The sequence below is a fragment of the Pseudomonas sp. SJZ078 genome (genome assembly GCF_007828255.1).
In the GTDB taxonomy this organism is placed as follows: Bacteria; Pseudomonadota; Gammaproteobacteria; order Pseudomonadales; family Pseudomonadaceae; genus Aquipseudomonas.
Map to the genome: position 1 here is coordinate 134644 of NZ_VIUG01000001.1, position 15067 is coordinate 149710.

Here is a 15067-nt window from a genome sequence, read left to right on the forward strand (position 1 = left end):
TGGTTTTTGGGGGCGGTGAAAGTTGCGTCACCCCCTTTCACATTGATGAATATCGAAACCTTCGTAAAACGCTGTATTCTGCTCATCGGGCTTCTGGCGCAGGTCATGCAAGTCCAGGCAGCGAGCGACGGGGCCTTCCTGTCCGCTGGTGAAGGTGGATGATTCGATGAGACGTCTTGGTGCAGGGATATTGCTTTGTCTGCTCGGCAGCCTGGTTACGGTGCAGGCGGCACCAGCGTTGCACCCCCATTGGAGTGCCGGCTTCCATGAGCTGAGTTTTCTCGATCCGCTGGATCAGCAGCCAATGCACGCCATTGCGTTCTATCCGTCCCCCGCCAGGGAGCAGACCACCCAACTGGGCGGCTATCAGATCGACGCCGCACCGGATGCCCAGATTGCCATCGGCCGCTTCCCGATGTTGATGTTGTCCCATGGCAACACAGGTACACCGCTGGCCCTGCACGACCTGGCGACCTCACTGGCGCGCAAGGGGTTCGTCGTGGTCGCGGTGATCCACCCTGGCGACAATGCCCAGGACCATAGCCGCCTGGGTACCCTGAGCAACCTCTACGGGCGGCCGATCCAGATTTCCGAGGCCATCACCGCGACGCTGAACGATCCAATGCTGTCGCCGTTCGTCAATGCCGGGCAGGTGGGGGTGATCGGCTATTCCGCCGGTGGGGAAACCGCACTGATCCTGTCCGGCGCCACGCCGGACCTCAATCGCCTGCGCCGGTATTGCCAGCAGCGGCCGGACGACCGTGATGCCTGCAACACCCAAGGCGAATTGATTGCCGACCGCGACGATCTGCAACCGATGGCCGACCCCAGGGTCCGGGCCTTGCTGCTGATGGCGCCGTTGAGCCTCAAGTTCGGTCGCCATACCCTGGCCGACGTCCATGTGCCGGTGCTGCTGTACAGCGGCGATGGCGACAAACTGGTGGCCTTCGACAAGAATGCCGCCGCGCTGGCCCGCAAGCTGCCCACCGCGCCGGATTTCAAGACCCTGGCCGGGGCAGGGCATTTTGTCTTCCTGGCGCCATGCACCGAGGAGCAGATTGCCGCGATGCCTGCGCTGTGCACCGATGCCGATGGCGTCGATCGCAAGGATATCCACCGCACCATGATCTCCGAAGCGGGGCGTTTCTTCAGCCAGGTCCTGGGCAAGCCGACCCGCGCGGGTATGCGTACCGCCGATCAGTAAGCGGTTTTTTCTGCGCGTTGGCGCAGCAGCAGGGTCAGCCCCAGCCCGGCGATCGACAGCAAGGCGGCGCAGAAAAAGATCGACGAATAACCCAGGTTCAACGCCACCGCTCCCATCAAAGGCCCGGCAATCGCCAGGGCCAGATCGAAGAACACCGCATAGGCACTCAACCCCGCGCCACGGCTGGTGTTCGGCACCTGCTTGATGGCTTCTACCCCGAGCGCCGGATACACCAGCGACAACCCGAAACCCGCCAGCCCGGCACCCACCAACGCGAACGCAGGGGAAGGCGCCAGCCAGAGCAGCACCAGCCCCAACGTCTCGATGCTCATGCACGCGATAGCCGAGTTGAAGCCACCGAAGCGGGCAATACTGGAAATGAACAGCAAGCGCGAAAGAATGAAGCAGATGCCGAATACCGTCAGGCACCACGCGGCGCCGATCCAGCCACGACTGACATAAAACAGGGTAATGAATGTGGTGAGGGTGCCGTAGCCGATCGAGGCAAGGCTCAGGCTGGCCCCGTATGGCGCAATACGTCCGAATACCGCCCGGAAGGGCAGGCGTTCGCCGCGGACCACCGGCACCGAAGGTTTGTTGCGGATCAACAGCAGCGCCGCACCGGCCAGCAGTGACAGCGCGATCCCCAGGCTGGCGAAGCCCAGGTCGCCCACCATCACCACCCCCAGCGGGGCGCCGATGGCAATGGCGCCGTAGGAGGCAATGCCGTTCCAGGAGATCGAGCGGGCCGTATGTTCCACGCCGACCTGGCCCATGCACCAACTGATGGTGCCAACGCCGATCAAGCCCTGGGCCACGCCAAGCAACAAGCGGCCGACGATCAGGATCACCAGGCTCGGCATTGGCAGGCTTTGCAGCAAGGTGGAAATCAACGTCAGCACGCCGCTGAGCACAATGCCCGACAAGCCGTATACGATCGCCCGCTTGGTCCCGACGCTGTCCGAGACTCGCCCGGCCATGGGGCGGCTGAGCAGGGTCGCCAGGTACTGTGAACCGATGGTCAGGCCGGCCACTACGGCACTGAAGCCCAGTTGCTCATGGACGTACCCCGGCAACACGGCAATCGGCAGGCCAATGCAGAGGAAGGCGATGAAGGTGTAGAACACGATGGAGACGATCTGCAGGGTGATCGACAGGGAGCTGGGAGTGGCTTGCGACTTAGACATGGGCTCGTTCGCGGGCGGCGGCAGAAGAGCTTCATCATGGCCCGGGGTGAGAAGAAAAGAAAGCTGGCTAACTAAATGTGCGGATGGCAGTGGCGAACTGAAGGTCACCACAAATCCCTTGTGGGAGCGGGCTTGCTCGCGAAGACGGTGTGTCAGTTTATAAAATGTTGGCTGACGGACCGCTTTCGCGAACAAGCCCGCTCCCACAAGGGCATCTTGATCGCCTGAATGAAAAAGCCCCGTCACATTGGACAGGGCTTTTCACTTGCAGCTTGCAGCTCAGTGCTGCTCTTAGAACATCACACCCTGGCTGCGCAGGTAGTCGTCATAAGTACCGCTGAAGTCGACCACACCGTCCGCGCTCAGTTCGATGATGCGGGTGGCCAGGGACGAAACGAACTCACGGTCGTGGCTGACGAAGATCAGCGTGCCCGGGTAGTTCTCCAGCGCCAGGTTCAGTGCTTCGATGGATTCCATGTCCAGGTGGTTGGTCGGTTCGTCCATCACCAGTACGTTCGGTTTCTGCAGGATCAGCTTGCCAAACAGCATGCGGCCCTGTTCACCACCGGAAATGACCTTGACCGACTTGAGGATCTCGTCGTTGGAAAACAGCATGCGGCCCAAGGTGCCACGGATCATCTGTTCACCCTGTGTCCACTGGCCCATCCAGTCGAACAGGCTGACATCGTCGGCGAAATCATGGGCGTGGTCCTGGGCGTAGTAGCCCAGTTCCGCGCTCTCGGTCCACTTCACCGAGCCGGCATCCGGGGCCAGCTCGCCCATAAGGGTGCGCAGCAGGGTGGTCTTGCCGATGCCGTTGGGGCCGATGATCGCCACGCGCTCGCCGGCTTCGACGGTGAAGCTGAAGTTTTTGAACAGGGTCTTGCCATCGAAGCCCTTGGACATGCGCTCGATGGTTACCGCCTGGCGGTGCAGTTTCTTGTTTTGCTCGAAGCGGATGAACGGGCTTACGCGGCTCGATGGCTTGACCTCGGCGAGCTGGATCTTGTCGATCTGCTTGGCGCGGGAGGTGGCTTGCTTGGCTTTCGAGGCGTTGGCCGAGAAGCGGCTGACGAAGGTCTGCAGTTCAGCGATCTGGGCTTTCTTCTTGGCATTGTCCGACAGCAACTGCTCGCGGGACTGGGTCGCCGCGATCATGTATTCGTCGTAGTTGCCAGGGAACAGGCGCAGCTCGCCGTAGTCCAGGTCGGCCATGTGGGTGCAGACGCTGTTCAGGAAGTGCCGGTCGTGGGAAATGATGATCATGGTGCTGTTACGCGCCGTGAGAATGTTTTCCAGCCAGCGGATGGTGTTGATGTCCAGGTGGTTGGTCGGTTCGTCGAGCAACAACACTTCCGGATCGGAGAACAGCGCCTGGGCGAGCAATACCCGCAGTTTCCAGCCTGGTGCGACTTCGGTCATCGGGCCGAAATGCTGCTCCAACGGAATACCCAGGCCCAGCAACAGCTCACCGGCGCGGGATTCGGCGGTGTAGCCGTCCATTTCAGCGAACTCGGTTTCCAGCTCGGCCACGGCCATGCCGTCTTCTTCGGTCATTTCCGGCAGCGAGTAGATGCGATCGCGCTCGGCCTTGACCTTCCACAGCTCTTCGTGACCCATGATCACGGTGTCGATGACGGTGAATTGCTCGTAGGCGAACTGGTCCTGGCGCAGTTTACCCAGGCGCACGTTCGGCTCGAGCATGACCTGGCCGCCGGACGGCTCGAGGTCGCCGCCGAGGATCTTCATGAAGGTCGACTTGCCGCAACCGTTGGCGCCGATCAAGCCGTAGCGGTTGCCCGCGCCGAATTTGACAGAGACGTTTTCGAACAGCGGCTTGGCGCCGAACTGCATCGTGATGTTAGCTGTAGAGATCAAAGGTTTATCCTGCGGAACATTCAGAGTAGCTAAGGGTGCGGCAGTACCTGTTCAGTACCTGTCTGCGCCGATCCGCAACCGTGCAAAGGCAGTGCGGTCACAGGCGCAAGGGTCCATCCGGCATAAGAGGACAGCAGCATACGAAGCGCCGAGCCCGAATGGATGTGCGCGAAACCGGTTCACGGTGTCGGCCAAAAGGGGGGCGCATAGTTGGCGGCGATTGTACTGATCTGGCCGCGTTAACGATAGGGTATTGCCCGGGCAAGACAGTTTTTCACAAATGAGGATAACTTTCAGTTACAGCATGTGACTAAAATGCCATCTTTCTTGATGTGTCTCTTCTGCCGTTTGGTTGGCCAAGGGACGCGAACTGATCACCCCTGTTGTGTGACGGACTCCGTGAAACTCATCATTGCTGCGATCTACATCCTGTCCATCGGCTATGTGCACCTGCGCGGACGCGTGCGACACAAGCTCGGACGCCAGCTAAGCGACCATTCGTCCTTCCTGGCGCCCGTCAATTGCCTGCTGTACCTATGTTCGAAACTGCCCAACAAGCCATACCTGAGCCCGATGGACTTCCCTGACCTGAGCCCCTTGCAGGCCCACTGGGAAGAGATTCGCGCCGAGGGCCAGGGCCTGTTGCAAGCGGGGGCGATCAAGCGGTCAAATCAATACGATGATGTGGGTTTCAATTCGTTCTTCAAGACGGGCTGGAAGCGCTTTTACCTGAAATGGTACGGCGACAGCCACCCCTCGGCCATGAAGCTGTGTCCACGCACCACCGAGCTGGTGCAGAGCATCGGTTCGATCAAGGCGGCGATGTTCGCCGAGCTGCCGCCAGGTTCCAGGCTGGTTCGACACCGCGATCCCTACGCCGGGTCGTATCGGTACCATCTGGGCCTGGAAACCCCCAACGATGCCGGTTGCTATATCAACGTCGATGGCGAGTCATACCATTGGCGCGATGGCGAGGCGGTGATCTTTGACGAAACCTTCATCCATTACGCCGAAAACACCACTTCCCAGAACCGCATCATTCTGTTTTGCGACGTCGAGCGACCAATGCGGTTTCGCTGGGCGACCGCGTTCAATCGCTGGTTCAGCCGTACCGTGATGGCGGCGGCCGGTGCACCAAACGATGCCGGTGACAAGACGGGCGGATTGAATCGGGCGTTCTCCAGGCTCTACAAGATTCGCTTGCAGGGCAAGGCGCTGAAGAAGCGCAACCGAAAACTGTATTACCTCCAGAAGTGGGCATTCTTCGGTGGCCTGTTGGCTGTGTTCATCTGGATCTGAGGCTCTGTCTGGCCCGGTAGGAGCTGGCATGTGTCACTCACCGGGCTTTTCTGCGTCCAGCTGCTCCCACATCCTGGCGGTGATCCGTTGGCGATGGCTGTAACCTTCCCATGGATCGGCTCCCAGGCCCCTGACTCGTTCAAGGACTGTCTGGACATCCCATTGCTGGGCGTTACGCAAGCTGCCGAGTTCGGCCCTGGCGATCGGAACCGATACCGGCAAGCCCGGTCGGGCGCGTACCGAATACGCGGCGACCGTGCTGGCGCCCCGGGCATTACGCAGGTAATCAACGAATACCTTTCCGACCCGATTCTTGGGCCCCATGGTCGCGGTGATCTGCTTGGGCATCTGGCGGGTCATGAACTGTGAGATCGCTTTTGCGAAGGCCTTGGTGGCGTCCCAGCCTTCGCTGCGCGCCAGCGGCACGACGATGTGCATGCCTTTGCCGCCGCTGGTCTTGAGGAACGCCTGCAGGCCCAGCTCATCGAGCAGCGACAGGGTCATGCGGGTGGCCTCGAGCATGGCGCTCCAGGGCAGCGACGGATCGGGGTCCAGGTCCAGGACAAACAAGTCCGGCGTCTCGATCCGGTCGTGGGTGGCGGTCCAGGTATGCAGTTCCACCGTGCCCATCTGCGCCGCGCTGATGAGCGCCTGGAGACTGTCGATTTCCATCAGCGCGGCATGGCCCGGGTCCAATCCCGGATCCAACTGCTTGATATGGGGTATCTCCAGGCGATCGGCGTGTTTCTGAAAGAACTGTTCTTCGCCGATTCCGTCCGGTGCGCGCAACAGCGCGACAGGGCGCTGTTTCAGGTGGGGCAGGATCCACGGGGCGATGTCTGCGTAATACTGCGCCAGTTCGACTTTCTGCACGCCACTGACGCTGTCGATGACGCGCTCGGGATGGGTGATTTTCACACCGCCGACGTCTACCTCGCGTTTCTTGCCACCGCGCTTGGGTTCCGGCGTCCTGGTTTTTTTCGGCAGCGGGTGCTCGCGGACAATCTTGTTCGCTGGCATATCTTCGAGCAGCGCCACGACGGCGGCTTGGCGTACAAGGCCGCTGGTGGTCCATTCGGTGAACTCGATCTCACAGACCAGGTCAGGCTCGACCCACTGCACGCCGCGCCGCTGGGTCGGGTTGACTGGTTTGGCCAGGGGCGAAGCATCCTGTTCGGAGAGTCGCTCCTGCAAGCGTTTGACTTCATCCCGGCTGAGCCCGCTGCTGACCCGGCCGGCATACACCAGGCCCGTAGGTTCGTTGACTGCGAGCAACAAGGCTCCGAAGCCGTTGCGCTTGTCTTGCGGCCGGGTGAACCCGACGATCACGAAGGCCTGGCGCAGCCGGCACTTCAGATTGACCCAGTCACTGCTGCGCCGTGACACATAAGGGCTGCCCTGGCGCTTGCCGACCACACGGTCCAGCGAGAGGGCGCTGGCGCTTTCCAGGATCTCATCCTCGCTGGCGGAAAAGGCTTCGGAGAAGCGCAATCGCTTGCCGCCGTGATGCTTGAGGACTTTTCTCAAGGCTAACCGTCGCTCTTCCACGGGGGTCTGACGCAAGTCCTCGCCGTTGAGAAAGGGGGCGTCGAACAGCACGTAGATCATGTCCACGGTACGGCCGATTTCAAAGGCGTCGCGCAGGGCGCCCATGTCGGACTGGCCGGTTTCGTCGAGCAGAACCAGGTCGCCGTCCAGCCAACTGTCTCCCAGGTTCAGCTCGGCCAGGGCCTGGGCATGCAGTTTGAGGCGTTCGGTCCAGTCCTCGTGGTCGCGGCTGAACAGGCGGACTTCGCCATCCTCGATGCGGGTCAGCAGCCGATAGCCGTCGAATTTGACTTCATAGCGCCATTCGCCGGAGGGCGGTTGCTCCACGGGCGTTGCCAGTTGCGGCGGCAGTCGCTCGGGGAGGCGTTCTCTGCGACCCGGTTGGGGGCGGCTGTTCTCGGTTTTTTCGGAAGTAGGGGCAGATTCACGATCGGCCTTGGCCATGACAGATTCCCTTGTATCACTAACGTCCGTGGTTCAGCCCCGGGAGGCCTTGGTGGCTTTTTTGGCTGGAGCGGATTTATTGGTCTTTGCAGTTTTTGCAGGTGTTTTTGTGGCGGGCTTGTCGGCTGGCTTGCCCTTGCTGCCCAGGCTGCGCTTGAGCAGTTCGGTAAGGTCGATGACGTCGGCCGTCTTGCGCTGTTCTTCGCCCGGGTCGGTTTCCACCGCTTCGAGCCGGCCCTCGTTGGCCTTCTTCTCCACCAGCTCCATGATCTTGTCCTGGAAACTGTCCCGATAGTCCTGGGGTTCCCAGTCGGCGCTCATGTCTTGCACCAGACGCTTGGCCATTTCCAGCTCGCCTTTGACCAGGTTCGGTTTGGTGACCTCTTCACCCAGTTCCAGAATGTCCAACCCGCGCACCTCTGCCGGCCAGCGCAGCATCACCAGTACCAGGGCCGACTCCAGGGGCATCAGCGCCGCCAGGTGTTGGCGTGTATGCAGCACGACGTGGGCCAGGGCCACCTTGTTGGTCTTGATCAGGGTTTCGCGAAGCAACGCGTAGACTTTGCCGCCACGTTTGTCGGGGGCGAGGAAGTAGGGCGTATCGATGTTCTGCAGCGGGATCTTCTCGCTGTCGACGAAGGAAAAGATATCGATGGTCTGGGTGGACTTGGGGTGGGCAGAGCGGATTTCCTCTTCGCTGAGCAGCACGTATTGGCCTTTCTGGTACTCGACGCCCTTGACGATGTCTTCCTTGGCCACCTCCTTGCCCGTGACCTTGTTGACCCGCTTGTAGCCCACCGGATCCATGCTGCGCTTGTCCAACCAGTCGAAATCCACACCTTGGGACGACGTCGCCGAGACCAGCGCCACGGGGATGTGGACCAGCCCGAAACTGATTGCGCCTTTCCAGATTGCCCGTGCCATGGAGCAGTTTCCTTGCCGTGAAGGGTTCTCTCTGGTGACCTTCCTGCCTTTGAAAAAGTTTCCATCGGGCGCCGGCTGGCGACGGGGCCAAGGCGTACCAGCGGTTCTCTCTCGGAGAAGCCTCGTTACATCTTCAACCGGATATTTCGCTTAACAAGCGTGAACCTGCGCGGTAGCGTGTTTTCGATATCCCTGAGCGATTTCCGCGAAGCAGGAGGTACCGATGAACAGGCTCGTACTCGCCATCACCACGCTGTTGTTGAGCGCCGTCGCTCAGGCCGCGACACCTGGCCAGGGCCCTGTGATCGTGGCCCAGAACCTGCCGGGCAACAATAACCCCTATAACAATCCCATCCGTCGGGCCAATCCCAACAGCATGCAGGGAACCCAGCCCAACGTACCGACGATCCACAACAACCCGACGGTGCCGGTGCCTCCTCGGCCGACCCTGGAAAACGGCGGCATCGGCAACGGCTATCCACGTTCGGGGCCGCCGGTGGGTTCGCCCAGGCCTACCATTGAATCCGGTACGCCACCCAGGAATCCGAATGGCAGCAATCGCTAGTCGTCTTGTTCCCATCACAGAAGGAAGCGTGCATGTTGCGTAAAACACTCCGGGCCGCATTCTGCGCCAGCGCCATCCTGATCCTTGCCGCGCCGGCCGGGGCCGCGCAAACCCAGGTATTGAAGAGCGAAGAGGGCACCGTGGAGGTGACCACCGTGGTCAGGGGCCTGGAGCATCCCTGGTCCGTGGCATTCCTGCCGGGGCAGCGGGGCATGCTGGTCACGGAGCGACCGGGCAATCTGCGCCTGGTGAGCCCCGATGGTCAGCTGTCGGCGCCACTGAGCGGTGTACCTGAGGTATGGGCCAACGGCCAGGGCGGCTTGCTGGACGTGGTGTTGTCGCCGGATTTCAAGCAGGATCGCACCGTATACCTTTCCTACGCCGAGGCTGGCAAAGACGGCAAGGCCGGTACCGCCGTGGGGCGCGGGCAGCTCTCCGAAGATTTGAAAAGCCTGGAGAACTTCGATGTGATTTTCCGTCAGCAGCCCAAGCTTTCCACGGGTAATCACTTCGGCTCGCGGCTGGTCTTCGACCGCGAGGGTTATCTGTTCATCACCCTGGGGGAGAACAACGACCGCCCGACGGCCCAGGATCTTGACAAGCTGCAAGGCAAAGTCGTGCGCATCTACCCGGATGGCAAGGTGCCGGATGACAACCCCTTTGTCGGTCAGAAGAATGTCCGTCCCGAGATCTGGTCCTATGGCCTTCGCAATCCCCAAGGGGCCGCACTCAACCCTTGGAGCGGCACATTGTGGGAGAACGAGCATGGGCCCAAGGGCGGCGATGAACTGAATATCATCGAGCGCGGCAAGAATTATGGCTGGCCGCTGGCGACCCACGGCATCAACTACTCAGGTGCGCCGATTCCCGAAGCCAAGGGCAAGAGCGCCGAGGGCACGCTTGGCCCGCACCATGTCTGGCAAGTCTCGCCGGGCCTCAGTGGCATGGCGTTCTATGACAACGAGCGTTTCAAGCCTTGGCAGCACAACGTCTTCATTGGTGCGTTGGTGTCCCGCAACCTGATCCGCCTGCAGATGGAAGGGGACAAGGTCGTGCACGAAGAGCGTCTGTTGGGCGATCTCCAGGAGCGGATCCGCGATGTGCGTCAGGGGCCGGATGGGTACCTGTATGTGCTGACGGATGAAGACGACGGTGCGCTGTATAAAGTCGGGCTCAAATGACCCATCCAGAAGGAAGATTATAATTGTGGAAGCGAGCCTGCTCGCGAGAGCAGTGTGTCAGTCGGTATTTTTATCAACTGATACACCGCCATCGCGAGCAGGCTCGCTCCCACAGGGTATGGTTCCGAAGTTGTTACGAAATCGGCCGCAAGTAGACGCCATTGCTCAGGTTCTGCTTGAGCTGGTGGCTCGTGTCGTCAGCCAACACTTCCGGCTGATCGTTGATCACGCCCTCCAGCACCCGTTGGACCACATCATGCGGCGATGCCTTTGGCACGCCTTCGATGCGTCGCGTCATATCGGTGTCCACGAATGCGACATGCACACCCACTACCAATGTGCCCTGAGCGGCCAGGTGCAGGCGCAGGCCGTTGGTCAACGACCAGGCAGCCGCTTTGCTTGCCGAATAGGTGACGGTATCGGGTAGGTTGATCCAGCTCAGGACCGAGTGCATGTTGACGATGGCGCCACCGCCGTTCGCCGCCAGGATCGGCGCAAAGGCCTGGCTGGTCGCCAGGGGCGCAACGGCATTGATCTCGAATTCATGGCGCAGGGTTTCCAGGCTGATGCCTCGTTGCTGGCCTTCCATTCCGCTTACGCCTGCGTTGTTGATCAGGAGCGTCAGGTCTGGCGCTTTTGCGACGGCGGCCGCGATGTCTTCGGGGCGGGTGACGTCGAGTCTGATGGGAATCACGTTGGGTTGGGCTTCGATTGTCGCCGGGTCCCGTGCAGCGGCATAGACCTTGGCCGCACCGGCCGCCAGGAGTGCCTGTACGAAAGCCTTGCCTAAACCACGGTTGGCGCCGGTTACCAGCGCCACGCTGCCTTTGATTTGCATGTTGAGTCTCCAGTTGTTGACGAAAAGGAACAAAGCGGCGCACCAGCGCCTTGGCGGGTTTACTTGGCGGGACTGCCTCGCAGAACGAACAAGACCAGCGCAATCATGCAGGCCAGGGCCTGGATGCCACCCAGGGCCGTGACCGGTGCGAAAGGCAAGACCGAGGCCAGCCAGGTGCTCAGTGCGGCAGCGCCCATAGAGATGAAGCCGAGCAGTGCGGAGGCCATTCCGGCCTCTTTGCCGAAAGGTCCCATGGTGATGGCGGTGCCCAGCGGATTGGCCAGTCCCATACCCCAGAGGAACGTGACCATCGACAGGGCGTAGCGCCCGAGGCTTGGATCGGCCGGACCCGCGAGGAGCATGCCCCCGCCGGCCATGGCGCAAGCAATGCCCAGGAGGGTGATGATGCGAGGGCCATGGCGATGGGCGAGGCGGGGGGCCGCCATGCCGGCGGCGAATACGACGAATACCGTAGCGGCGAAGTACAGCCCGGTTTGCAATGACGTCAGGCCGATCCCTTTCATCAGGATGGCGGGGGCCGCGGCGAATGAAGCAAACAACCCGCTCATCAGGAGGCTCATCGAAGCGGCCGGCAGGATGAACCGCTTATCCAGTGCCAACCGGCGATAGGCGCGAATCACGCGCATGGCCGAGAGCGGTGCCCGGCGATCGGCTGGATGGGTTTCTCCCAGGCCGCGAAGGTAGAAAAGCGCGAGCGCAACAGCCGCCAGCCCCACCAGAATGAAGATGGCACGCCACCCGAGTGCCGCCGACAGCACGCTGCCCGCCAGGGGGGAAAAACCAGGTGCAGCAGCGGTGGCGATCATGGTCAGGGACAAGGCGCGGGCAAGGGTTTCTCCCTCGAACAGATCCCGGGCAATGGCCCGCGACAACACCGAGGTGGCGCAAACACCCAGCGCCTGGACGACGCGGCCGGCGATCAGCACATCAAGGTTGGTGGCAAGGCCTCCGATAACCGTGCCGGCCACGAAAATCAGCAACCCGCCCAGCACCAGTTTCTGCCGTCCATAACGATCGGCCAACGGCCCGACGACCAACTGGCCCAACGCGAAAGTGATGAAAAAGCTCGACAGCGTCAGGCCCAGTTCCCGTGCACTCACGCCCAGGTCTTCACCGATGATCGGGAACGCCGGGAGAATGATGTTCGTGGAAAGCATGCCGATGGCAGCCAGGCCGGCCAGTAATGCCACGACTCGCCCGGTCAGCGGCTTGAGCGTCTGTGTAGCGTCGTTCGCGAGAGCGGTGGTCATGGTGTAGCGCCTTTAAAGGTGGAGTAGCCGCAAATCAGCGGTTAATAAAATGGGCCGATATTTCTACCGTCATATATGATGCTTGTCATATTTTTGATCAAGCATGATGATCGTCATGCAATTCGTCAAGCCCTATCATTCAGGATTCGCCATGAGATATTCCCCAGGCCTGACCGCAGAGCGTTACCAGACCATCCTGGAAGAGGCATCCCGGCTCTTTCGCGCCCGGGGCATCGCCGGAGCAAGCATCGCCGAGGTGATGAAGGCTTCAGGCCTTACCCATGGGGCTTTCTACGCCCATTTCGAATCCAAGGATGCGCTGGCTTGCGCCAGTCTCGAGCGTGCGATGGACCAGTTGGCGCTGAAGCTCGATGAGACTATCGCCGGCAGCGATGCTCCGAAGGAGGCCGTCCTGGACCTGTATCTCAGTGAGCGGCACCGCGATCATCCAGAAGCGGGCTGTGCCATATCTGCGCTGGCCATCGAGGTAGCGCGCGAGCCGGGGCTGCGTCGCTCCTTTACCCATCGGGTTGCCAGGATGGTCGCGTCATTCAGGTCCAGCCTGCCCTGGCGGCGTGGACGGTCCCGTGAGGATCAGGCCATTGGTTTCATCGCGACGATGGTGGGGGCGATGGTGCTTGCCCGGGCGGTCGACGATCAGCCACTGTCCGGCCGGATCCTGCGTGCGGCACGGGACTCGCTGCTCGAAGCCGATCGGCGAGGCGAGGGGGTGGCAATTCCTGCAGTGCAGGGCGCTGCTGAAACTGTGCGATCGGACTTGCTATTACCTAGTGTGCTAGATAATAGCGCGCTGCAGGATGCGTCCCCCGAAGCCGGGAATCAATTGTCCTTTGCCTTGTACAGTGCCTCCAATCGCATGATTCGCCTGCACAAGCCCTTACTGGATCCCCTGGGGCTGACCTTCCCGCAGTACCTGGTCATGCTCGAGCTGTTCAGTGAAGCGCCCAGGAGTGTGGGTGATCTGGGTGCCAGGCTCGCCATGGACACCGGGACGATTACGCCCTTGCTCAAGCGTCTGGAGGCATCGGGCAAGGTGACCCGGACCCGTGACCGGGATGATGAACGGCGGGTGTTGATAGCCCTGACCGACGCCGGAGAAGCACTGCGGGAGCCGCTCTGGGCGGTCTCCGAGAAAATTAAAGCGGCCTGCGGGATCCCCGGCGACAGCTGTGAAGCCCTTCGCGATACGTTGGGTGCGGTCGCGCGGCCCATTTGGGACGACGATGTCTCTGGCAACCAGGATGTTGGCTGATAAACCGCCTCGCGAGCAGGCTCGCTCCCACAGGGATTATTACTGGGCAAGAACAATTCACCATTGACTTGCCAGCAGCGCCCGGCTAATTTCCGGCCATGACTTCTACCGTATTGTGCAGCCAGCCAAGCATTATTACCGCCATTCCTATCTGGCGGGCTAGCTGACGGCTGCACCCAACCCGCCCTTGAGGCGGGTTTTTTCTTTCTGTCTCCTGGGCCCGATTCGAACAAGGAGACCGCCATGAACGCTTCCCGCCCCGAGCAAACGTTGCTAGAGCATTACGTTAAGAAGATCCTCGCCGCGCCGGTGTACGAGTTGGCCATACGTACACCGCTGCAAGCGGCTCCTGCGCTGTCCGAAGCCCTGGGAAACCGGATCCTGCTCAAGCGCGAGGACCTGCAGCCGACTTTTTCCTTCAAGATCCGCGGCGCCTACAACAAGCTCGTGCAGTTGACGCCGGAGCAACGGGCCCGTGGGGTTATCACCGCTTCGGCCGGCAACCACGCCCAAGGGGTCGCACTGGCGGCACGGGAGTTGGGGATCTCGGCCTGCATCGTCATGCCGGTGACCACGCCACAACTGAAAGTGCTGGGCGTACGCAACCGGGGCGCCGAGGCGCTGCTGCATGGCGAGAGTTTTCCGTTCGCCCTGGCACATGCTCTGGAGCTGGCCCGGCAGACCGGTAGAGAGTTCGTTTCACCGTTCGATGACCCGGATGTCATCGCCGGCCAAGGCACGGTCGCCATGGAAATACTGCGCCAGCACGCCGGTGCGCTGGAGGCCATCTTCGTCCCGGTCGGCGGTGGCGGACTGATAGCTGGGGTTGCAGCCTACGTTAAATACCTGCGTCCGGAAGTCCGCATCATCGGTGTGGAATCGCAGCATTCCGCTTGCCTGCAGGCGGCGCTGGCCGCCAGAGAGCGAGTCATCCTCCCTGCCGTGGGCACCTTCGCCGATGGTGTCGCCGTGGCGCAGATCGGCGCCCATGGCTTCGAAGTCTGCCGCTTCTGTGTCGACGAGGTGATAACCGTCAGTGACGACCAGCTTTGTACTGCGATCAAGGATATCTATGACGATACCCGTTCCATCACCGAACCATCCGGTGCCCTGGCCGTAGCGGGCATCAAACAGTACGTCGCTCGTACCGGTGTAAGGGGGCAGACTTTGATCGCCATTGACTCCGGGGCCAACATCAATTTCGACAGTTTGCGCCATGTGGCTGAGCGCGCCGCCGTCGAAATGGTATGAAATGACCTGTCATCGCTTTTTTCAAATACCCGACGGATGCCCGGGGTTGCCTTTGCAAAATGGGGCTACTCTAGCCTTCGACAGCAATAAGTGATTGCGGTCTGCATGCAGTTTGCAAGAAGGAAAGCGCCGTTCTCTTGCATTTTGCACGGAATGTTCGGCGCGCCGGCTCACTAAGTAGTTGATTTACATCAAACAAAAATG

12 protein-coding genes are annotated in these 15067 nt (G+C 61.1%); 6 read left to right on the plus strand and 6 right to left on the minus strand.

The window, feature by feature from the left end; genetic code table 11:
* Positions 1-166: 166 nt before the first annotated feature.
* Positions 167-1204 carry a dienelactone hydrolase gene (locus FBY02_RS00585; protein ID WP_144921823.1) on the plus strand — a complete coding sequence of 346 codons (1038 nt, stop codon included), beginning with the start codon at positions 167-169 and terminating at the stop codon, positions 1202-1204.
* On the opposite strand, the gene FBY02_RS00590 is transcribed toward FBY02_RS00585, so the two are convergent.
* Together FBY02_RS00590 and FBY02_RS00595 are read right to left on the minus strand one after the other, a co-directional pair.
* Positions 1198-2391, minus strand: a complete 1194-nt coding sequence (locus FBY02_RS00590) for an MFS transporter (protein WP_144921827.1) — start codon at positions 2389-2391, stop codon at positions 1198-1200. The genes FBY02_RS00585 and FBY02_RS00590 overlap by 7 nt on opposite strands.
* A 291-nt stretch (positions 2392-2682) precedes the next feature.
* Entirely contained in the window at positions 2683-4269 is a 1587-nt protein-coding gene (locus FBY02_RS00595; RefSeq protein ID WP_024781069.1) for an ABC-F family ATPase, read from the minus strand.
* 399 nt (positions 4270-4668) lie between these two features.
* Between FBY02_RS00595 and lpxO the strand changes: the two genes are divergently transcribed.
* On the plus strand, positions 4669-5568 hold the full coding sequence (lpxO, locus tag FBY02_RS00600; RefSeq protein ID WP_144921830.1) for a lipid A hydroxylase LpxO: 900 nt from the start codon (positions 4669-4671) through the stop codon (positions 5566-5568).
* Positions 5569-5601: 33 nt separating this feature from the next.
* Here the strand turns inward: lpxO and ligD are convergent, their stop codons facing one another.
* Together ligD and FBY02_RS00610 are read right to left on the minus strand one after the other, a co-directional pair.
* Positions 5602-7560, minus strand: coding sequence for a DNA ligase D (gene ligD, locus FBY02_RS00605; protein WP_144921833.1), 1959 nt, complete (start codon positions 7558-7560; stop codon positions 5602-5604).
* Between the two features lie 33 nt (positions 7561-7593).
* Positions 7594-8484, minus strand: coding sequence for a Ku protein (locus FBY02_RS00610; protein WP_144921837.1), 891 nt, complete (start codon positions 8482-8484; stop codon positions 7594-7596).
* A gap of 223 nt (positions 8485-8707) precedes the next feature.
* Here FBY02_RS00610 and FBY02_RS00615 point away from each other — a divergent pair, with 223 nt between their 5' ends.
* Positions 8708-9049 carry a hypothetical protein gene (locus FBY02_RS00615; RefSeq protein ID WP_144921841.1) on the plus strand — a complete coding sequence of 114 codons (342 nt, stop codon included), beginning with the start codon at positions 8708-8710 and terminating at the stop codon, positions 9047-9049.
* 32 nt (positions 9050-9081) lie between these two features.
* Positions 9082-10230, plus strand: a complete 1149-nt coding sequence (locus tag FBY02_RS00620; RefSeq protein WP_144921844.1) for a PQQ-dependent sugar dehydrogenase — start codon at positions 9082-9084, stop codon at positions 10228-10230.
* Positions 10231-10363: 133 nt separating this feature from the next.
* Here the strand turns inward: FBY02_RS00620 and FBY02_RS00625 are convergent, their stop codons facing one another.
* Together FBY02_RS00625 and FBY02_RS00630 are read right to left on the minus strand one after the other, a co-directional pair.
* The gene (locus tag FBY02_RS00625) at positions 10364-11068 is read right to left on the minus strand and encodes an SDR family oxidoreductase (RefSeq protein ID WP_144921847.1); all 705 of its coding nucleotides are present in this window, start codon (positions 11066-11068) and stop codon (positions 10364-10366) included.
* A 59-nt stretch (positions 11069-11127) separates the two neighbouring features.
* Positions 11128-12339, minus strand: coding sequence for a multidrug effflux MFS transporter (locus FBY02_RS00630; protein WP_144921850.1), 1212 nt, complete (start codon positions 12337-12339; stop codon positions 11128-11130).
* Positions 12340-12490: 151 nt separating this feature from the next.
* Here FBY02_RS00630 and FBY02_RS00635 point away from each other — a divergent pair, with 151 nt between their 5' ends.
* Both FBY02_RS00635 and ilvA read left to right on the plus strand, forming a co-directional pair.
* On the plus strand, positions 12491-13612 hold the full coding sequence (locus FBY02_RS00635) for a TetR family transcriptional regulator (protein WP_178115343.1): 1122 nt from the start codon (positions 12491-12493) through the stop codon (positions 13610-13612).
* A gap of 243 nt (positions 13613-13855) precedes the next feature.
* On the plus strand, positions 13856-14863 hold the full coding sequence (gene ilvA / locus FBY02_RS00640) for a threonine ammonia-lyase, biosynthetic (protein WP_144921855.1): 1008 nt from the start codon (positions 13856-13858) through the stop codon (positions 14861-14863).
* Positions 14864-15067: the final 204 nt, after the last annotated feature.